Below are 19,339 nucleotides of genomic sequence, written 5' to 3' on the forward strand. Positions count from 1 at the left end.
GTCAGCGGGTGGTCAGGACGGCGGCGGTCTCCGCGGGCAGGGTCACCGTCTCCCGGTCCAGCCGGGGCTGCTCGCCGGTGCTGAACAGCACGCCGGTGGCCGGGCGGTCGAGGTCCAGCTCGCGGGGTGCGTCGGCGAAGTTGGCGACGACGCGCAGCGACCCGCGGGTGACGGCGATCCAGCGGTCGTCGTCGTCCCAGCTGACCGCCATCGCGGCGAGGTCGGGGTCGACGAGCTCCGGGTGGGCTTTTCTCAGAGCCAGTAGCGCACGATGCGTCTCCAGCACCCGCGCGTGCGGCTCCTTGGCCGGCTCGGCCCAGTCGAGCTTGGAGCGGGTGAACGTCTCGGGGTCCTGCGGGTCGGGGACGACGGCGGCGTCCCAGCCGTGCTCGGCGAACTCCCCGATGCGGCCCTCGGCCGTCGCCTTGCCCAGCTCGGGCTCCGGATGGCTGGTGAAGAACTGCCAGGGCGTCGTCGCCCCCCACTCCTCGCCCATGAAGAGCATCGGCGTGAACGGGCTGGTCAGCACGATCGTGGCGCCGACGGCGAGCAGGTCGGGGGAGAGGGAGGCCGAGATCCGGTCGCCGACCGCCCGGTTGCCGATCTGGTCGTGGTCCTGCAGGTAGCCGAGGAACTTCCAGCCGGGCAGCAGGGCGGTGTCGACCGGGCGGCCGTGGTGCCGCCGCCGGAAGCTCGACCACGCGCCGTCGTGGAAGAAGGCGCCGGTCAGCGTCTTGGCCAGGCCGGACAGGCCCGCCTCGGCGAAGTCGGCGTAGTAGCCCTGCCCCTCGCCGGTCAGCGACGCGTGCAGCGCGTGGTGGAAGTCGTCGCTCCACTGCGCGGTCAGCCCCAGCCCGCCGGCCACCCGCGGGGTGACCATCCGCGGGTCGTTGAGGTCGCTCTCGGCGATCAGCGTCAGCGGCCGGCCGACGGCGACCGACAGCTTGTCGACCTCCTGCGCCATCTCCTCGAGCACGTGCGTGGCCCGCTCGTCGACCAGCGCGTGGACGGCGTCGAGCCGCAGTCCGTCGACGTGCATGTCGCGCAGCCACATGAGCGCGTTGTCGATGACGTAGCGGCGGACCTCGTCGGAGTCCGGGCCGGACAGGTTGATCGAGCTGCCCCACGTGTTGGCGCCGCCCGAGGCGTTGATGGGGAAGAACTCCGGCAGGTAGTTCCCCGACGGGCCCAGGTGGTTGTAGACGACGTCCTGGATCACGCCGAGGCCGCGCTGGTGGCAGGCGTCGACGAACCGCTGGTAGGCCGCCGGGCCGCCGTAGGTCTCCTGCACGGCGTACCAGAGCACGCCGTCGTAGCCCCAGTTGTGCGGACCGTTGAACGCGTTGACCGGCAGCAGTTCGATGAAGTCGACGCCGAGGTCGACCAGGTGGCCGAGCTTGTCGATCGCGGCGTCCAGGGTGCCCTCGGGGGTGAACGTGCCGACGTGCAGCTCGTAGACCACGCCGCCGGCCAGCGGCCGCCCCGTCCACGCGGTGTCGCCCCACGAGTGGGCGGCCGGGTCGAAGCGGCGGGACAGGCCGTGCACGCTGTCGGGCTGGCGACGCGAGCGCGGGTCCGGGCGGGGGCTGTCGTTGTCGTCCAGCAGGAAACCGTAGTCCGCCTCCGGGGAGGCCTCGACCTCCGCGCGCCACCAGCCGTCGTCGTCCCGGCTCATGTCGTGGACGGCGCCGTCGACCTGGAGCCGCACGCGTTCCGGCAGCGGTGCCCAGACGGCGAACTCGACGGGGTCGGGCATGGAGGAGCCTTCCTTCCGGCAGGGGGAGCGCAGCCACTATGCCCGGGCGCCGTCGGCTCAACCGTCGAAGGACCCGGATGGCGACGCTGCCCGAGCCCGCCCCCGACGTGCGGGAGCCGGGCCGGGGAACGCCACCCCGGCCCGGCTCCGTCGCCCGGTCCTCCCGTCAGACGTGCAGGCGCTGGCCCACGTAGATCATGTTCGGGTTGCCGACGGTGCTCCGGTTCTGCGCCCAGAGCGCGCGCCAGCTGATCCCGTGCGCCCGGGCGATCTTCGCGAGGGTGTCACCGCTCTTCACCACGTAGCTGCCACCCGACGCGTGGGACGACCCCGACGACGCCTGCGGGGCCGGCGCAGGTGCGGCGGCCGCCGGTGTGGAGCCGCCCCGCAGGTGCCGCCCGCAGACCGGCCACGCGCCGATGCCCTGCCCCGCGAGGGTCCGTTCGGCGACGGCGATCTGCTGCGCCGGTGTGGCCAGGTCGGCCCGGGCGGCGTAGGCGCCACCGCCGTAGGCCAGCCAGGTGGAGCGGCTGAACTGCAGCCCGCCGTAGTAGCCGTTGCCGGTGTTGATGTGCCAGTTCCCCCCGGACTCGCACTGCGCGACGCCGCTCCAGTCGTGCTCTGCGGCGGACGCCGGCGCGGCGAGGGCGACGCCCCCGACCGCGGTGCCCAGGGCGAGCGCAGCGCCGCACAGCAGGCGGCGGACATGGCGGTACCCGGGCAGGACGTGCTGGGACATGGATCCTCCGATCCCCGCCGGCGAGGTGAGCTGTCGGGTTCGGGCGATCGGTGTGCCCGGCCGCCGGGAGGCGGCTTCACCCCGAGACGCAGCGCGTGCGTCAGATGTGGTTCCCCCGCCCCCGTCCGTGGGCTGATCCGAGGGACAGGCGGCCGGTGGACGGGGTTGGGCGGGCCGGCGCCTGGAGCCCGGCCGAGGGAGGCCCGGGCACGCGCCGAACCGTATGGAGGGCCCTCCCGTGCGGCTCTCCGGACCATGCAGTTCCCGGGCGTGGCGTCGGTGTTTCGCCGACGCGCCGTCGCCGGTCCTGCGCACCGCACTCGCGCCGCGACGCACCGTTGCGGTGCGGGTGCTTCCCGCCTCCGGGTGACCGGTCCGCGCGTCGCGGTGGAACGGGCCCCGCGAGCGGCTGCCGCCCGCTACCGTCCCGCCGACTCGGTACCACCGAGTACGGCCTTCTTCGGCCCGCCGACGCTCGAGCTGTGGATGCCCTCGCAGCAGGCCGACGAGGTGATCGCCACCGTCCAGAACGACCTCGGCCTGGCGCTGCCCGGCGTGGAGGTGCAGGCGTTCCGTCAGGACGCCGGCGTGCGCCGCAGCTTCGGGGCCACGTCCGCGCGGATCTTCTCCGCGGTGATGCTGGAGAGCGTCTGCGCCACCTTCGTCGCCGGCCTGGTGGCCGTCGGCGCCTCCGTCGTCCTCGTGCGCCAGCTCCCGCTGGAGCAGTGGCTCGGCAACGGCATCCCGCTCGCCGACACCCCCGGGTTCCCGGTGGCGGCGGCGATCGAGGGCCTGGTCGCCGCCACCGCGGTCGGCGCGCTCGCCGGCCTGCTGCCCGCGATCATCGCCGTCCGCGCGAAGGTGATCGACGCGATCCGCTTCTAGTCCCGTACGAGGAGCGCAACCGGCAGGCGGGCGAGGACGTCGGCCAGCGGGGCGCCGGCGGCGTCGGAGACCGCCCGCGCCCCGGTGAACAGGTCCCGCCAGGCCCCGTTCGGCAGTTGCAGCGCCGTGTCGCCCCAGCCGCCGAGCGCCGCGAGCCCGACCGGCAGCCGGGTCGCCACGGACACCGCCCCGCCCCGGTCGAACGCGACGACGTGCCCCGAGGCGGACCCGGCGGCCTCGACCGGCCCGTAGCCGTCGAACCACTCCGGATGGTCGCGGCGGGCCCGCAGCGTGCGGGAGACCACCTGCAGCTTGGCCGCGCCGGTGTCGTCCACCTCGGGGACCTCGCCGCCGTCGAGGGCCGCCAGCAGCCGCCGGCGCAGGTCGTAGTCGACCGGCCGCCGGTTGTCCGGGTCCACGAGCGAGAGGTCCCACAGCTCGGTGCCCTGGTAGACGTCCGGGACGCCGGGCATGGTCAGCTGCAGCAGCTTCTGGGACAGCGAGTTCGACCGGCCGAAGCCGGTGATCCGCTCGACGAACTTGTGGATCCGCGCCGCCGTCGCCTCGTCGTCGTAGGCGGCGTCGACGAGCGCGTGCAGCTGCTCCTCGAACTCCTGCACCGGGTTCGTCCACGTGGTCGACGTCCCGGCCTCGCGGGCGGCCTTCTCCACATAGCCGTGCGCCCGCTCGCGCGAGAGCGGCCACGCGCCGACCAGGTTCTGCCACACCAGGTGCGCCAGCGGCCGGTCGCCCAGCGGGTGCCGCGACAGCAGGTACCGGACCAGGCTGGCCCACTCGGTCGGGAGCTCGGCGAGCACGGCCAGCCGGGCGCGGACGTCCTCGCTGCGCTTGGTGTCGTGCGTCGACAGCGTCGTCATCGACGCCGGCTTGCGCTCCAGCCGGCGCCGCTGCGCCTCGTGGAACTCCTCGACGGTGCTGCCGAACCGTGCCGGGTCGCCGCCGACCTCGTTGAGCGCCACGAACCGCGCCCACCGGTAGTAGGCGGAGTCCTCCACGCCCTTGGCCATGACCGGGCCGCTGGTCTGCTCGAACCGGGTGGCGGCCTCGGTGCCGGCCTGCGCGAGCACCGGGTGCAGCGCGTCGACGGCGGCGACCAGGTCGGGACGGCGGTCGCGGACCGCGGCCACCGCCACGTCGAGGTGCTCACGGCCGTCGGGCAGGTAGCTGCGGTAGACGCCGAACGTGGCGAGCAGCTCGGCCAGCGCCTCCCGGACCTGCTCGGCGTCCACGCCCGGCAGCTCGCCGATCACCCGCACCAGGCGCGCGACCTCCGAGCCGAGCATGCCGTCGGTGACCTCGCGCTTGCAGTCGTGCACCAGCTGCGCGTAGTCGACGGTCCGGCCCGCGAGCTCGGTGTCCAGCGCGGTCAGCGCCGCCTCGCCGGCCGGGTCGACCAGGACGTCGTCCACCTCGGCGAGCGCGTCGTAGCCGGTCGTCCCCGCGGTGGCCCAGCTCTCCGGCAGCTCCTCGCCGGGCTCGAGGATCTTCTCGACGACCGTCCACCGGTCGTCGGAGAGCCGGGCAAGTCGTTCCAGGTAGCCCTTGGGGTCGGCCAGGCCGTCCGGGTGGTCGATCCGCAGCCCGTCGACCGCGCCCTCCCGCACCAGCCGCAGCACCAGGTCGTGGGTGGCGTCGAAGATCGCCGGGTCCTCCACGCGCAGCCCGGCGAGGGTGTTGATCGCGAAGAACCGCCGGTAGTTCAGGTCGGTGTCGGCGCGCCGCCAGTCGACGAGCTCGTAGTGCTGGCGGTCGTGCACCTCCTGGGGAGTCCCGCCGTCCGTGCCGGGCGCGAGCGGGAAGCGGTTGTCGTAGTACCGCAGCTCGCCGTCGACGACCTCCAGCTTCTCGACGTCGTCCGCGGAGCCCAGAACGGGCAGGCGGACCCTGCCGCCGCCGAACTCCCAGTCGATGTCGAAGGCATCCGCATGGGCACTGGTGCGCCCGTTCTTCAGCACGTCCCACCACCAGGGCGCGGCGGCGGGATCGGCGACGCCCATGTGGTTGGGCACCAGATCGAGCACCAGCCCGAGGCCGCGCTCGTGCAGCGCGGCGACGAACCGGTCGAAACCCTCCCGCCCGCCGCGCGCCTCGTCGATGTGCGCGTGGTCGACGGTGTCGTAGCCGTGGTTGCTGCCCTCGGCCGAGCGCAGCAGGGGAGAGGCGTAGCCGTGCGTCACCCCGAGGTCGGCGAGGTAGCCGGCCACGGACGCGGCGTCGTCCAGCGTGAAACCGGCGTGGATCTGCAGCCGGTAGGTCGCCGTCGGCACGCTCCGGCGGCGCTCGACGTCGTCGGTCCCCTCGGTCACGGTGCCGCGCGCAGGACGACGGTGGCGCGGGCGGCGACGGTCACCGACTCACCGGGCTTGAGCTCGTCGGGCTCGAGCTCGCCGTGCTCGGCGGTGTCCAGCACGACCGTCCAGGCGGTGGCGTACTCGCTCGTCGGCAGGGAGAACTCCATCGGCTCGTGGTGCGCGTTGAAGGCCAGGTAGAAGCAGTCGTCGAGGATCGCCTCGCCGCGCTCGTCGGTCTCCCGGATGCCGTGGCCGTTGAGGTACATGGCCAGCGACTTGGCGAAGCCGGCATCCCAGTCCTCGTCGCTCATCAGGTCGCCCGCCGGCGTCAGCCAGGCGACGTCCGGCACGGGATCGCCCTCCGCGCGCCGCACCGGCCGGCCGGAGAGGAAGCGGCGCCGGCGGAACACCGGGTGGTCGGTGCGCAGCTTGATCACCTGCTTGGTGAACTCCAGCAGCTGCTCGTCGACGTCGTCCCAGTGGATCCAGGTGAGCTCGGAGTCCTGGGCGTAGCCGTTGTTGTTGCCCTGCTGGGTGCGGCCCATCTCGTCGCCGTGCAGCAGCATCGGCACGCCCTGGGACAGCATCAGCGAGGTCAGGAAGTTGCGCTGCTGCCGGGCGCGCAGGGCGAGCACCTTCGGGTCGTCGGTCTCGCCCTCGACGCCGCAGTTCCAGCTGCGGTTGTGGCTCTCGCCGTCGTTGTTGCCCTCGCCGTTGGCCTCGTTGTGCTTCTCGTTGTAGGAGACGAGGTCGCGCAGGGTGAAGCCGTCGTGCGCGGTGACGAAGTTGATGCTCGCCACGGGGCTGCGACCGGAGTGCTGGTAGAGGTCCGACGACCCGGTGATCCGGCTGGCGAACTCCCCGATGATCGCGTCCTCGCCGCGCCAGAAGTCGCGGACGGTGTCGCGGTACTTGCCGTTCCACTCGGTCCACAGGGCCGGGAAGTTGCCGACCTGGTAGCCGCCCTCGCCGACGTCCCAGGGCTCGGCGATCAGCTTGACCTGGCTGACCACCGGGTCCTGGTGCACCAGGTCGAAGAACGCCGACAGCCGGTCGACGTCGTGCAGCTCGCGGGCCAGCGTGGAGGCGAGGTCGAAGCGGAACCCGTCGACGTGCATCTCGGTGATCCAGTAGCGCAGCGAGTCCATGATCAGCTGCAGCGCCTGCGGCGTGCGCGCGTTCAGCGAGTTCCCGGTGCCGGTGTAGTCCATGTAGTACTGCGGGTCGTCCTCGACCAGCCGGTAGTAGGCCCGGTTGTCGATGCCCTTGAACGACAGCGTCGGGCCCAGGTGGTTGCCCTCCGCCGTGTGGTTGTAGACGACGTCGAGGATCACCTCGATGCCGGCCTCGTGCAGGGTCCGGACCATGCCCTTGAACTCCTGCACCTGCTGCCCGGCGTCGGTGCTGCTGGCGTACTCGTTGTGCGGGGCGAAGAAGCCGATCGTGTTGTAGCCCCAGTAGTTGCGCAGGCCCTTCTGCTGGAGAGTGTCGTCCTGCACGAACTGGTGCACCGGCATCAGCTCGATGGCGGTCACCCCCAGCTCCTGCAGGTACTCCACGATCGCCGGGTGCGCGATGCCGGCGTAGGTGCCGCGCAGCTCCTCCGGGATCCGGGGGTGGGTCATGGTCAGGCCCTTGACGTGGGCCTCGTAGATGACCGACTGGTGGTACGGGGTCTTCGGCGGGCGGTCCACCCCCCAGTCGAAGTACGGGTTGACGACGACGGACTTCGGCATGTGCGGCGCGGAGTCCTCGTCGTTGCGCTCCTTGGTCTCGAAGTCGTAGCCGAAGACCGACGGGTTCCAGTCGACGCCGCCCTCGATCGCCTTCGCGTAGGGGTCGAGCAGGAGCTTGCTCGGGTTGCAGCGCAGCCCCTGCTCCGGGTCGTACGGCCCGTGCACCCGGTAGCCGTACTTCTGCCCGGGCTGGATGCCGGGGAGGAACGCGTGCCAGACGAAGCCGTCCATCTCCGGCAGCTCGATCCGCTGCTCGTTGCCCTCGTCGTCGAACAGGCACAGCTCGACCTTCTCGGCCACCTCGCTGAAGATCGCGAAGTTGGTGCCGGTGCCGTCGTACGTGGCACCGAGCGGGTAGGCGGCCCCGGGCCAGACCTGCGTCATGCGGTGTTCCTCCTGCGGTGGCCCTCTGCGGGCAGAGGGCAGTGGCCCCCTCTCCCGGACGGGGACAGGGGGTCGGACGGGCGTTGCTCGCGGCTGTGCCCGCGTCCACTGTTCCGCACACCTGGATCACGCGCCGGGAGACGTGTCTCACCTGCGGAGCACGCGGGAGGACGACGACGCCCCCCGCGGCGGGCCGCGAGGGGCCCGGCCGCGAGGGACGGCGTGCGCAGGTCCGGCCCGGCGGGAGGCGCCGGGGCGGGGAGAGCGGCACCCGCCGGGGTCCGACCTCGCCCGGGGACGCCGGGTGGCGCTGGTCCCCGGCGGGTACCGCTGCTGCGACGGCGAACGCTAGGGGGACACGCCGACGAGGACAAGTATCCGGGCACCGTCCGCCGTCCCGCGGGCACCAGCCCCCGCTCGGACCCGTTCTGTCACACCCGCGTCGTACCGTCGTCGGCGTGCGCGCGACCACCGACATCCGGCCCACCCAGGGGCGCTTCCGCGTCGTCAGCGAGTTCGAGCCCTCGGGTGACCAGCCGGCCGCCATCAAGGCCCTGGCGGAGCGGGTCAACGCCGGCGAGAAGGACGTCGTCCTGCTCGGTGCCACCGGCACCGGCAAGTCGGCGACCACCGCCTGGCTGATCGAGCAGGTGCAGCGCCCGACGCTGGTCATGGCGCCGAACAAGACGCTGGCCGCGCAGCTGGCCAACGAGTTCCGCGAGCTGCTGCCGAACAACGCCGTCGAGTACTTCGTCTCGTACTACGACTACTACCAGCCCGAGGCCTACGTCCCGCAGACCGACACCTACATCGAGAAGGACTCCTCGATCAACGAGGAGGTCGAGCGGCTGCGGCACTCCGCGACGATGAGCCTGCTCACCCGCCGCGACGTCGTGGTGGTGGCGACCGTCTCCTGCATCTACGGCCTGGGGACGCCGCAGGAGTACGTGGACCGGGCGCTGCGGCTGCGGGTGGGGGAGGAGCGCGACCGGGAGGACCTGCTGCGCACGCTGGTCACCGAGCAGTACACGCGCAACGACCTGTCCTTCAGCCGCGGCACCTTCCGCGTGCGGGGCGACACGATCGAGATCTTCCCGGTGTACGAGGAGCTCGCCCTCCGGGTCGAGATGTTCGGCGACGAGGTGGAGCGGCTCTACTACCTGCACCCGCTGACCGGCGAGGTGGTGCGCGAGGTCCAGGAGATCTTCGTCTTCCCGGCCACCCACTACGTCGCCGGGCCGGACCGGATGGAGCGGGCGATCCGCGGCATCGAGGCCGAGCTGGAGCAGCGGCTGGCCGAGCTGGAGCGGCAGGGCAAGCTGCTGGAGGCCCAGCGGCTGCGCATGCGGACCACCTACGACATCGAGATGATGCGCCAGGTCGGGTTCTGCTCCGGCATCGAGAACTACTCGCGGCACATCGACGGCCGCGCCCCCGGCAGCGCCGGCTCCTGCCTGCTCGACTACTTCCCTGACGACTTCCTGCTGGTCATCGACGAGTCACACGTGACCGTGCCGCAGATCGGCGGCATGTACGAGGGCGACATGAGCCGCAAGCGGACCCTGGTCGAGCACGGCTTCCGGCTGCCCTCGGCGATGGACAACCGGCCGCTGAAGTGGGAGGAGTTCACCGACCGGATCGGCCAGACGGTCTACCTGTCGGCGACCCCCGGCCCGTACGAGCTGGGCCGGACCGGTGGCGAGTTCGTCGAGCAGGTCATCCGCCCGACCGGCCTGGTCGACCCCGAGGTCGTGGTCAAGCCGACCAAGGGCCAGATCGACGACCTGGTGCACGAGATCCGGCTGCGCACCGAGAAGGACGAGCGGGTCCTGGTCACCACGCTGACCAAGAAGATGGCCGAGGACCTCACCGACTACCTGCTCGAGCTCGGCATCAAGGTCCGGTACCTGCACTCCGAGGTCGACACCCTGCGCCGGGTCGAGCTGCTCCGCGAGCTGCGCCAGGGCGAGTACGACGTGCTGGTCGGCATCAACCTGCTGCGCGAGGGCCTGGACCTGCCCGAGGTGTCGCTGGTCGCGATCCTCGACGCCGACAAGGAGGGCTTCCTGCGGTCGGGCACCTCGCTGATCCAGACGATCGGCCGCGCGGCCCGCAACGTCTCCGGCCAGGTGCACATGTACGCCGACACGGTCACCCCGTCGATGGCGACCGCGATCGAGGAGACCAACCGGCGCCGCGAGAAGCAGATCGCCTACAACACCGAGCGGGGCATCGACCCGCAGCCGCTGCGCAAGAAGATCGTCGACATCCTCGACGGCATCTACCGCGAGGCCGAGGACGCTGAGTCCGAGCTGATCGGCGGCTCGGGCCGGCAGCAGTCGCGGGGCAAGTCGCCGGTCCCCGGGCTGTCGTCGAAGAAGGCGGGCAAGGCCGGGGCGATCGACGTCCAGGGCCTGCCGCGCAACGAGCTCGCCGACCTGATCGCGCAGATGAACGAGCAGATGCTGGCCGCCGCCCGCGAGCTGCAGTTCGAGGTGGCCGCCCGGCTGCGCGACGAGCTGGCCGAGCTGAAGAAGGAGCTCCGCCAGCTCGACGCCGCCCACGCCTAGGGGGGAGCCGACGGCCCGCGTTCCTGGACGCGGCCCGAGAGGCAGTTGATCATGGGCAGCTGGCTGCGTCCGACGGCGTGTCGGTGAGCCACCTGCCGATGGTCGACTGTGCGAGAGGAGCGCCGTGGAGCGCGACGAGCTGGTCGACTACTGCCTGGGCAAGCCGGGCGCCGAGGAGACCTACCCCTGGGGCGACGCCGAGCTGGTGGCCAAGGTCGGCGGCAAGGCGTTCGCCTTCATCGGCCTGGACGGCGGCAGCGTCGGCCTCAAGTGCGGCCGCAACGCCGAGGAGGCGGCCGAGTGGCGCGAGCGGTACCCGGGCGCCATCGAGACCAGCCACTACATCGGGCGCTACGGCTGGAACTCCGTCGACTGGACCGGCAAGGTCCCCGACGACGAGGTCCGCGAGCTCATCGACGACTCCTACGAGGCGATCGTCGCCGCGCTGCCGAGGAGCAAGCGCCCGCCTGCGGGCTGATCGCCCCCGGCCAGCCCCCTGCGCGCGGCGCACGTCCCGCCGCTGCTTGCCCAGGCTCGCCCCCACCCTGATCAGCAGAAACGGCGTCGATGTGCGAGACCCAGACCGTCGCCTGCCGCATCGTCACGCGTTGTCGCGACGGGCGATGACGATCAGGTCGAGGACGACGATCGCGAGGAAGCCGACGGCCGTCACGAACCAGACGCCGAGCGACACGGACGTGAGCACGCAGATCCTCCGGGCGCCGCTTACGTGACGTCGATCGGGGAACGAGAGCACTGCTGCCAGGGAGGCATCGCCTGGAGCATCCGTAGATCAACCGACCGGAGAGCCCGAGACGGCGGCTCCCCGGGTGTGCTCAGGAACACGTGGGGAACGCGCCCGGCCCTGTCGTGCGTTGCACCGATCGGACCCCTAGGGTGTCCCGTGGATGTCCGGTGCGCTGCACCGGGTGTCCGGTCGTGGAGGGGAGTATCCCGCCCGCGGCGGAGTCGTCATCACGAGGTCTGCGACCTCCGGCCCCGCCGGTCGCCGGTGTTCCGGCGACGGGAGAGACCTCCGGTTGCTGACGCACGCCAGTCACCGGAGGTAATTGTCGTATGGATGTCCCCTTCTGGGTATGGGCGATCACCGTCGCGGTGATCGTCGCCATGCTCGTCTTCGATCTCGTCGGCCACGTGCGGACCCCGCACGCGCCGACGCTGCGCGAGGCGGCGCTCTGGTCCGCGGGCTACGTCGGCATCGCCGTCGTCTTCGGCCTGCTGATCCTGTGGTTCTACGGGGCCGAGTACGGCGGGGAGTACTTCGCCGGCTACGTCACGGAGAAGAGCCTGTCGGTCGACAACCTCTTCGTCTTCGTCCTGATCATGTCGAGCTTCGCGGTGCCGCGGGAGCTGCAGCAGAAGGTGCTGCTCTACGGCATCACCTTCGCCCTGGCGCTGCGGACGGTCTTCATCTTCGTCGGCGCCGCGGCCATCGAGCAGTTCAGCTGGGTGTTCTACCTCTTCGGCGCGTTCCTCATCTGGACGGCGGTCGCGCAGGCACGCGGCGGCCACCAGGGGGACGACGACTACAAGGAGAACGGCGTCCTCCGGCTGACCCGCCGGATCCTGCCGACGACCGAGGAGTACCACGCCGACAAGCTGACGACGAAGGTCGACGGGAAGCGCTTCATCACCCCGCTGGCGATCGCCCTCGTCGCCATCGGCAGCGCCGACGTCCTGTTCGCAGTCGACTCGATCCCGGCGATCTTCGGGCTCACCCAGGAGACGTTCCTGGTCTTCGCCGCGAACGCGTTCTCGCTGCTGGGGCTGCGGCAGCTGTTCTTCCTCATCGACGGCCTGCTCGACCGCCTGGTCTACCTGCACTACGGCCTGGCCGTGATCCTCGGCTTCATCGGCGTCAAGCTGCTGATCCACGCGCTGCACACCAACGACCTGCCGTTCCTCAACGGCGGCGAGCACGTGACGCTGCTGCCCGAGATCCCGACCTGGCTGTCCCTGGCGGTGATCCTGGGAACGCTGCTGGTGACGACGGTGGCGAGCCTGGCCAAGGACCGCCGGCACCGCGCGGAGAAGGCCGCACACGACCGGCCGGCGCACGAGACGAGTCGGGTGCCGACGGCCCCCTGACCCCCCGGCGCGGCGGGCACCACGACCCGGTGCCCGCCGTCGCCGAGACCACCCACCACCCGCCCTGCGGCCTCCGGATGCCGCAGAGCCCGGCCCCTAAGGTGTGAACCCGTGGAGCTCCCCGTCTGGTTCGAGATCTCGACGTTCGTGGGGCTCACGGTCCTGCTGTTAGCCGACCTCGCGATCGTCGCCCGCCGCCCGCACGAGCCCTCCATGAAGGAGGCCGGCCTCTGGGTCGGCTTCTACGTGGGCCTGGCGGTGATCTTCGGCGGCGTCCTGCTAGCAGTCACCAACGGCACGTTCGCCACCGAGTTCTACGCGGGGTGGCTGACCGAGTACAGCCTGTCGGTCGACAACCTCTTCGTCTTCGTGATCATCATGGCCCGCTTCCGGGTGCCGCGGCACCTGCAGCAGGAGGCCCTGATGGTCGGCATCATCATCGCGCTGGTCCTGCGCGGCCTGTTCATCCTCGCCGGCGCCGCGCTGATCAATCAGTTCACCTGGGTCTTCTACATCTTCGGCGCGTTCCTGGTGTACACGGCGATCAACCTCGTCCGGCACCGCGACGAGGAGGACGACTACGAGGAGAACGCGCTCATCCGGCGGATGCGCAAGGTGCTGCCGATGACCAACGAGTTCCGGGGCAGCAAGATCCGCATCCAGGAGGCCGGCAAGAAGCTCTGGACGCCGATGATCGTGGTCTTCCTGGCCCTCGGCACCACCGACCTGATCTTCGCGCTGGACAGCATCCCGGCGATCTTCGGCCTGACCCGCGAGCCGTTCATCGTCTTCACCGCGAACGTCTTCGCGCTCATGGGACTGCGCCAGCTCTACTTCCTGCTCGGCGGCCTGCTCAAGCGGCTGGTCTACCTGTCCCTGGGCCTGGCGGTGATCCTCGCCTTCATCGGGGTCAAGCTGGTGCTGGAGGCGCTGCACGAGAACTCGCTGCCGTTCATCAACGGCGGCGAGCACATCGACGCCGTGCCGACCATCCCGATCTGGCTGTCGCTGACGATCATCCTCGGGGTGCTCATCGTGGCCACCGTGGCCAGCCTGATGAAGACCCGGGGCCAGCTCAGCCCGGCACCGGCCCCCGAGGCCGTTTCTCCCCAGGAGGCCGACGCGGTGGGCGCCCGCGGCCCGGAGGCGCTGGCCGAGGCCAAGCCGCGGCTCGCCGCCACCGAGGACGACGAGGCCGTCCAGCGGCGCCGCGGCTGAGCTACCGGGGCCGGACGCCCGCCTCGACCGCGGCGCCGGCGGCGGCGACCAGCTCGCCGTCCCGGTAGACCTCCCGCACCCGGCCCGCCAGCTCGGTGAGGTCCTGCGGGTCGCCGTCCAGGACGACGAGGTCGGCGACCTTGCCGGGCTCGAGGCTGCCGAAGCCGTTGTCGACCCCGAGCAGCCGGGCTGCCTCGAGGGTGGTCGACCGCCACACCTGCTCCGGCGCCATCCCGACGCCGGCCATGAGGGGCAGCTCGCCGAGGTTGGTGCCGTGCGGGCCGACGCCGGTGTCGGTGCCCATCGCGATCCGCACGCCGGCCTCGGCCGCCCGCGCCACCGAGGCGTCGTGGACCTTCTGCACCGCGACCGCCTTGGCCAGCACCGCCTCGGGCAGCGAGGCGCCGGCGGCGACGGCGTCGAGGACCGCGCGCGGCGCGGAGAGCGTCGGCACCAGCCAGGTGCCGCGCTCGAGCATGAGGTCGATCGCCTCGTCGTCGAGGAAGATGCCGTGCTCGATCGAGCGGATCCCGGCGCGGACGGCGGCCTTGATGCCGGCCGTGCTCTGCGCGTGCGCCATCACCGCCACGCCCGCGGCCCGGGCCTCCTCGACCAGGACGTCGAGCTCGGCGGGGCGGAAGTGCGGGTGCTGGGGGTCGTCCCGCGCGGAGAGGACGCCGCCGCTGGTGGCCACCTTGATCACGTCGGCCCCGGCCCGCAGCAGCTCGCGGACCTTGCGGCGCATCTCGTCGGGCCCGTCGACGATCGTGTTCGGCCGGCCCGGGTGCGGCGGCATGTGCGGGACGTCGGCGCCGCAGACGTGCCAGCCGTCGCCGTGCCCGCCGGTCTGGCTGAGCATGCTGATCGCGATCTGCATCCGCGGGCCGGCGACCAGCCCGTTCCGCACCGCCTCCGCGACCCCGAGGTCCGCCCCGCCGGCGTCGCGCACGTGCGTGATGCCCTGGACCAGGGTGCGGCGCAGGTTGTGCACCGCCTCGAAGAACGGGTAGCTGAACGGCGTCTGCAGGTGCCGCAGGACGTCGACGCCGCTCATCATCACGTGCACGTGGCAGTCGAAGAACCCGGGGAAGACGGCCGCGCCGGAGCAGTCGACCGCCTCGTCGCCGTCCAGGCCGAGGCCGACCTCGACCACCCGGCCGTCCTCGACGACGACGTCCGCCTTGGTCGCGGGACCGCCCGTCCCGTCGAAGACCTGCCCACCGGTGAAGAGAACGCGGCTCACGGCCGCACTGTAGGCCTCACCCGTTAGCGGTGCTCAGGATCCACCCCGCGGCGCGCCTGGGCTAGCGTCGATCGTCATGCGGCCCACCGACCTCGCCCTGCTGCGGATCCCGGGGGTCCCCACCGTCTCCCCGGACGGCCGGATCGCGGTCGTGGCGGTGACCCGGCTGGACCTCGACGCCGACGAGTACCGCGGCCAGCTGTGGGCCGTGCCCACCGACGGCTCCGCGCCCGCCCGGCCGCTCACCACCGGCGCCCGCGACAGCGCGCCGGCGTTCTCGCCGGACGGCCGGTGGCTGGCCTACCTGTCCGCCGCGCCCGGCGGGCGGCCGCAGGTGCACGTGCTGCCCACCTCCGGCGGTGCCGCGCGGACGCTGACCGACTGCCCGCTCGGCGCCGCCGCGCCGGTGTGGTCGCCGGACTCCCGGCGAGTGGCCTTCGTCGCCCGCGTCCCCGAGCAGGGCCGCTACGGCACCGTCGACGGGGTCGGGCCGGCGGCCGAGCCGCCGCGGCTGATCACCACGCTGCAGTACCGGCGCGACGACGTCGGGTTCGTCACCGACCGGCGCAGCCAGGTCTTCGTCGTGGCACTGCCCGAGGACGGCGGGGACGACGCCACCGCGCCGCCGCGGCCGGTGCAGGTCACCTCCGGCGACGCCGACTGCACCGACGTCACGTGGCGCCCCGACGGCGCCGAGCTGGCCTTCGTGTCCTCGCGGCACGAGCGCGCCGACCGCGACCTGGTCACCGACGTGTTCGCCGTCCGCCCCGACGGCTCGCAGTTGCGGCGGGTGACGCGGTCCCGCGGCGACTGCTCCCGGCCGGCGTACGACCCGACCGGGCGGACGATCTACCTCACCGCCGTCCCCGACCTCGGACCCGACGGGCTGGGTTTCGTCGGCAGCCAGGCGACGCTGTGCCGGGTGGACGCCGCCGGCGGGCCGCTGGAGCCGCTGCTCGACCCGGAGGGGCACCACCGCGGCGACGAGTCCCCGGCGACGGTGCTCACCGAGGACGCGGCGCTGTTCGGCGTCGAGCGGCGCGGAGCGGTGGAGCTGCTCAGCGTGCCGCTGGACGGCGGCGCGCCGACGGCGCTGGTGGACGGGCCGTTCACCGTCCGCGGGGTCGGCGTCGGCGGGGGCGTCGTCGTCGCCACGGTGGCGCACGACCGGTCGGCAGGCGAGCTGATCGCGATCACCCCTGGGACGCGGCGGCTGCTCACCTCCTTCGGCTCCGGCCTCGGCGCCACCGGCCGGGTGCGCCGGATGGAGGAGCGGACGGCGACCGCGCCCGACGGCCATCCCGTGCACGGCTGGATCACGGTGCCGGACGGGCCGGGGCCGCACCCGGTGCTGCTCACTATCCACGGCGGGCCGTTCTCCCAGTACGGCTGGACGCTGTTCGACGAGACGCAGACCTACGTGTCGGCCGGCTACGCGGTCGTGCAGTGCAACCCGCGCGGCTCGTCCGGCTACGGGCAGGCGCACGGCCGCGCGATCCAGGGCCGCTGGGGCACGCTGGACGCCGACGACGTCCTGGCCTTCCTGGACGCCGCGCTCGAGGACCCGCGGCTGGACGCCGGCCGGGTCGGCGTCATGGGCGGCTCCTACGGCGGCTACCTGACCACGATGCTGCTCGGCCGGACGACGCGGTTCGTCGCCGGCATCAGCGAGCGGGCGTTCACCGACCCGGTGAGCTTCGTCGGCTCCTCCGACATCGGGTGGTTCTTCCCCGACCAGTACCTCGGCACCGACCCCGACCGGATCGCCGCGCAGAGCCCGATGACCACCGTCGAGAAGATCACGACGCCGACGATGGTGATCCACTCGGAGGAGGACTGGCGCTGCCCGGTCGAGCAGGGGCTGCGCCTCTACGTCGCCCTCAAGCGGCGCGACGTCCCCACCGAGCTGCTGCTGTTCCCCGGCGAGGGGCACGAGCTGTCCCGGTCCGGCCGGCCGCGGCACCGCCTGGCCCGGCTCGAGCACGTGCTGCGCTGGTGGGCCCGCTGGCTCCCGACCGACCGGAACCCGGGCGAGGTGGAGCTGCCGGCGGCGGTCGCGACCCCGGAGGTCGATGACGGCGAGGCGGTGGACCCGGCGCCGCTGACCGTGCGCTCGACCCGGGTCCCGTGAGCGACCTCCGCGCGGCGGCCGCCGAGCTCGCCGCCACCGCCCTGCGCACCGTGCAGGCCGAGTTCCCGTACGACCTGCGGGTGGTCTACACCGCGCCGGGCGCCGCGCCCGAGCGGCCGCGGGATCGCCACCCCGCCTTCTACGGCAGCTTCGACTGGCACTCCGCGGTCGAGATGCACTGGGTGCTGCTGCGCCTGCTCCGCCGCTTCCCCGACGAGGTCGACGCCGCCGCCGTCCGCGCCCTCCTCGACGCGCACCTGACCCCGGAGGCGATCGTCGTCGAGACGGCCTACTACGCGGCGAACCCCGGCGCGCAGCGGCCGTACGGCTGGGGCTGGGTGCTGACGCTGCACGAGGAGGCCGCGTCCTGGCCGGACGCGGCGCACTGGGCGGCGGCGCTGCGGCCGCTCGCCGACCACTTCCTCGACGCGCTGGCCGCCTGGCTGCCGGACGCGCCGTACCCGGTGCGGCACGGCGTCCACCCGAACAGCGCGTTCGGGCTGATCCGCTCCCTGCCGGCCGCCCGCCGCCGGGCGTGGACCGGGGACGACCGGGTGCTGCGGGCGATCGAGGACGCCGCGCGGCGGTGGTTCGCCGCCGACCGGGACGCCCCGGTGCGCTGGGAGCCGTCGGGGGCCGACTTCCTCTCGCCGGTGCTCACCGAGGCGGTGCTCATGGCCGACGTGCTGCCGGCGGCGGAGTTCGGGGACTGGGTCACGACGTACCTCCCTGGCATGGACAGGCAGCCGCTGTTCGAGCCCGCCGTCGTCGCCGACTCCAGCGACGGGCAGACCGCGCACCTGCACGGGCTGAACCTGAGCCGGGCGTGGGCGCTGCGCCGGCTGGCGGCACACGCGCCGGGGGCTCGCGACCTGCTGCTCGACACCGCCCGCCGGCATGCGGAGCCGGAGCTGGCCGAGGTCAGCGGCAGCGACTACATGGTTGAGCACTGGCTGGCCGCCTACGCGCTGCTCTACCTGGACGAGGACTACTGACCGGAGGCAGGGTGGGACCGTGGTCCAGCGGCGGGTCCCACGGTGGTCGGAGTTCTCCGAGCTGATCCGGCCGCGCCGATTGCCCGGCGACGCCACCGACCGGCGGCTGGCGCGGGCGGCGACGGTCGGCGACCTGCGCGAGATCGCCCGGCGGCGGGTGCCGCAGGCGGTCTTCGACTACACCGACGGGGCCGCCGGGGCGGAGGTCTCGCTGCGCCGCTCGCGGGAGGCCTTCGAGCGGGTCGAGTTCTGCCCGCGGGTGCTGCGCGACGTCAGCGTCGTCGACACCTCCACCACGCTGCTCGGCGCGCCGTCGGCCCTGCCGATGGTCTTCGCGCCGACGGGCTTCACCCGGCTCATGCACACCGAGGGCGAGACGGCCGTCGGCCGCGTCGCCGAGCGGGTCGGGATCCCGTACGCGCTGTCCACCATGGGGACGACGTCGGTCGAGGCGCTGGCCGAGGCCGCGCCCGGCGCCCGCCGGTGGTTCCAGCTCTACCTGTGGCGCGACCGCGAGGCGAGCAAGGCACTCGTCGAGCGGGCGCGGGCGGCCGGCTACGACGCGCTGGTGCTGACCGTCGACACCCCGGTCGCCGGGCCGCGGCTGCGCGACGTCCGCAACGGCTTCTCCATCCCGCCGGCGCTCACCCTGCGCACGTTCGCCAACGCCGCGGTGCACCCCCGCTGGTGGATCGACCTGCTCACCACCCCGCCGCTGGAGTTCGCGTCGCTGCGCTCGTGGGGCGGCACCGTGGCCGAGCTGGTCGACCGGGTCTTCGAACCGGCCGCCACGCTCGCCGACGTCGGCGCGCTCAAGGCGTCGTGGGGCGGCCCGCTGGTCGTCAAGGGCGTGATGGGGGCCGACGACGCCCGCGCCGTGGTGGACGCCGGGGCCGACGCCGTCGTCGTCAGCAACCACGGCGGCCGCCAGCTCGACCGCGCCCCGACCCCGCTGGAGCAGCTGCCCGCGGTCGTGCAGGCGGTCGGCGACCGCGCCGAGGTCTTCGTCGACGGCGGGGTCGTGGACGGCGCCGACGTCGTCGCCGCGGTCGCGCTCGGCGCCCGCGCCTGCCTGATCGGCCGGGCGTACCTGTACGGGCTCATGGCCGGCGGCGAGCGCGGCGTGCAGCGGGCGGCGGACATCCTCGCGCGGGAGATCGCGCGCACCATGCAGCTGCTCGGGGTGTCGACCGTGGCCGAGCTGACCCCGGAGCGGGCCCGCCTGCGGCGCTGAGGCATTGCCCCGGTGACCTGGGGCTTC

General features: G+C 72.8%; 13 protein-coding genes and 1 riboswitch. Of the genes, 8 read left to right on the forward strand and 5 right to left on the reverse strand.

The window, feature by feature from the left end; all coding sequences use genetic code 11:
- Nucleotide 1: 1 nt before the first annotated feature.
- A complete protein-coding gene (gene treZ / locus ACWIYF_RS09970; protein ID WP_448627966.1) occupies nt 2-1,756 on the reverse strand; it encodes a malto-oligosyltrehalose trehalohydrolase in 1,755 nt (584 codons plus the stop codon).
- A 166-nt stretch (nt 1,757-1,922) separates the two neighbouring features.
- On the reverse strand, nt 1,923-2,495 hold the full coding sequence (locus ACWIYF_RS09975) for a LysM peptidoglycan-binding domain-containing protein (protein ID WP_448627967.1): 573 nt from the start codon (nt 2,493-2,495) through the stop codon (nt 1,923-1,925).
- Nucleotides 2,496-2,656, reverse strand: a riboswitch (cyclic di-AMP (ydaO/yuaA leader).
- 325 nt (nt 2,657-2,981) lie between these two features.
- Here ACWIYF_RS09975 and ACWIYF_RS09980 point away from each other — a divergent pair.
- The gene (locus ACWIYF_RS09980; RefSeq protein WP_448627968.1) at nt 2,982-3,380 is read left to right on the forward strand and encodes an ABC transporter permease; all 399 of its coding nucleotides are present in this window, start codon (nt 2,982-2,984) and stop codon (nt 3,378-3,380) included.
- Here the strand turns inward: ACWIYF_RS09980 and treY are convergent.
- Together treY and glgX are read right to left on the reverse strand one after the other, a co-directional pair.
- Nucleotides 3,377-5,707, reverse strand: coding sequence for a malto-oligosyltrehalose synthase (gene treY, locus ACWIYF_RS09985; RefSeq protein ID WP_448627969.1), 2,331 nt, complete (start codon nt 5,705-5,707; stop codon nt 3,377-3,379). The two genes, ACWIYF_RS09980 and treY, sit on opposite strands and share 4 nt — an antisense overlap.
- Nucleotides 5,704-7,812: a glycogen debranching protein GlgX gene (gene glgX, locus ACWIYF_RS09990; RefSeq protein WP_448627970.1), complete on the reverse strand. Its 2,109-nt coding sequence runs from the start codon at nt 7,810-7,812 to the stop codon at nt 5,704-5,706. Before glgX ends, treY begins: the two co-directional genes overlap by 4 nt.
- A gap of 458 nt (nt 7,813-8,270) precedes the next feature.
- On the opposite strand from glgX, the gene uvrB reads away from it, so the two are divergent.
- The 4 genes from uvrB (at nt 8,271) to ACWIYF_RS10010 (ending at nt 13,709) form a co-directional block, all read left to right on the forward strand.
- Nucleotides 8,271-10,382, forward strand: a complete 2,112-nt coding sequence (gene uvrB, locus ACWIYF_RS09995; RefSeq protein ID WP_448627971.1) for an excinuclease ABC subunit UvrB — start codon at nt 8,271-8,273, stop codon at nt 10,380-10,382.
- A gap of 124 nt (nt 10,383-10,506) precedes the next feature.
- Nucleotides 10,507-10,860, forward strand: a complete 354-nt coding sequence (locus tag ACWIYF_RS10000; RefSeq protein WP_448627972.1) for an MmcQ/YjbR family DNA-binding protein — start codon at nt 10,507-10,509, stop codon at nt 10,858-10,860.
- Nucleotides 10,861-11,459: 599 nt separating this feature from the next.
- Nucleotides 11,460-12,491 carry a TerC family protein gene (locus tag ACWIYF_RS10005; RefSeq protein ID WP_448627973.1) on the forward strand — a complete coding sequence of 344 codons (1,032 nt, stop codon included), beginning with the start codon at nt 11,460-11,462 and terminating at the stop codon, nt 12,489-12,491.
- A gap of 111 nt (nt 12,492-12,602) precedes the next feature.
- Nucleotides 12,603-13,709 (forward strand): TerC family protein, encoded by a 1,107-nt coding sequence (locus ACWIYF_RS10010; protein WP_448627974.1) that lies wholly within the window; start codon nt 12,603-12,605, stop codon nt 13,707-13,709.
- A 1-nt stretch (nt 13,710) separates the two neighbouring features.
- On the opposite strand, the gene ACWIYF_RS10015 is transcribed toward ACWIYF_RS10010, so the two are convergent.
- On the reverse strand, nt 13,711-14,952 hold the full coding sequence (locus ACWIYF_RS10015; RefSeq protein ID WP_448627975.1) for an amidohydrolase family protein: 1,242 nt from the start codon (nt 14,950-14,952) through the stop codon (nt 13,711-13,713).
- A gap of 76 nt (nt 14,953-15,028) precedes the next feature.
- Between ACWIYF_RS10015 and ACWIYF_RS10020 the strand changes: the two genes are divergently transcribed.
- The 3 genes from ACWIYF_RS10020 to ACWIYF_RS10030 are packed head-to-tail and all read left to right on the forward strand — an operon-like array spanning nt 15,029 to nt 19,312.
- Nucleotides 15,029-17,083: a S9 family peptidase gene (locus ACWIYF_RS10020; RefSeq protein ID WP_448627976.1), complete on the forward strand. Its 2,055-nt coding sequence runs from the start codon at nt 15,029-15,031 to the stop codon at nt 17,081-17,083.
- Complete coding sequence (locus ACWIYF_RS10025) at nt 17,080-18,078, forward strand: DUF2891 domain-containing protein (protein ID WP_448627977.1); 999 nt, start codon at nt 17,080-17,082, stop codon at nt 18,076-18,078. Before ACWIYF_RS10020 ends, ACWIYF_RS10025 begins: the two co-directional genes overlap by 4 nt.
- 19 nt (nt 18,079-18,097) lie before the next feature.
- The gene (locus ACWIYF_RS10030; protein WP_448627978.1) at nt 18,098-19,312 is read left to right on the forward strand and encodes an alpha-hydroxy acid oxidase; all 1,215 of its coding nucleotides are present in this window, start codon (nt 18,098-18,100) and stop codon (nt 19,310-19,312) included.
- Nucleotides 19,313-19,339 lie beyond the last annotated feature (27 nt).

The organism is Geodermatophilus sp. URMC 64, assembly GCF_053502555.1.

Excerpts from the sequence above, each read along its gene's own strand:
- treZ (WP_448627966.1), bottom strand. The coding sequence starts at position 1,756 with ATGCCCGACCCCGTCGAGTTCGCCGTCTGGGCACCGCTGCCGGAACGC.
- ACWIYF_RS09975 (WP_448627967.1), bottom strand. The coding sequence starts at position 2,495 with ATGTCCCAGCACGTCCTGCCCGGGTACCGCCATGTCCGCCGCCTGCTG.
- ACWIYF_RS09980 (WP_448627968.1), top strand. The coding sequence starts at position 2,982 with ATGCCCTCGCAGCAGGCCGACGAGGTGATCGCCACCGTCCAGAACGAC.
- glgX (WP_448627970.1), bottom strand. The coding sequence starts at position 7,812 with ATGACGCAGGTCTGGCCCGGGGCCGCCTACCCGCTCGGTGCCACGTAC.
- ACWIYF_RS10005 (WP_448627973.1), top strand. The coding sequence starts at position 11,460 with ATGGATGTCCCCTTCTGGGTATGGGCGATCACCGTCGCGGTGATCGTC.
- ACWIYF_RS10020 (WP_448627976.1), top strand. The coding sequence starts at position 15,029 with ATGCGGCCCACCGACCTCGCCCTGCTGCGGATCCCGGGGGTCCCCACC.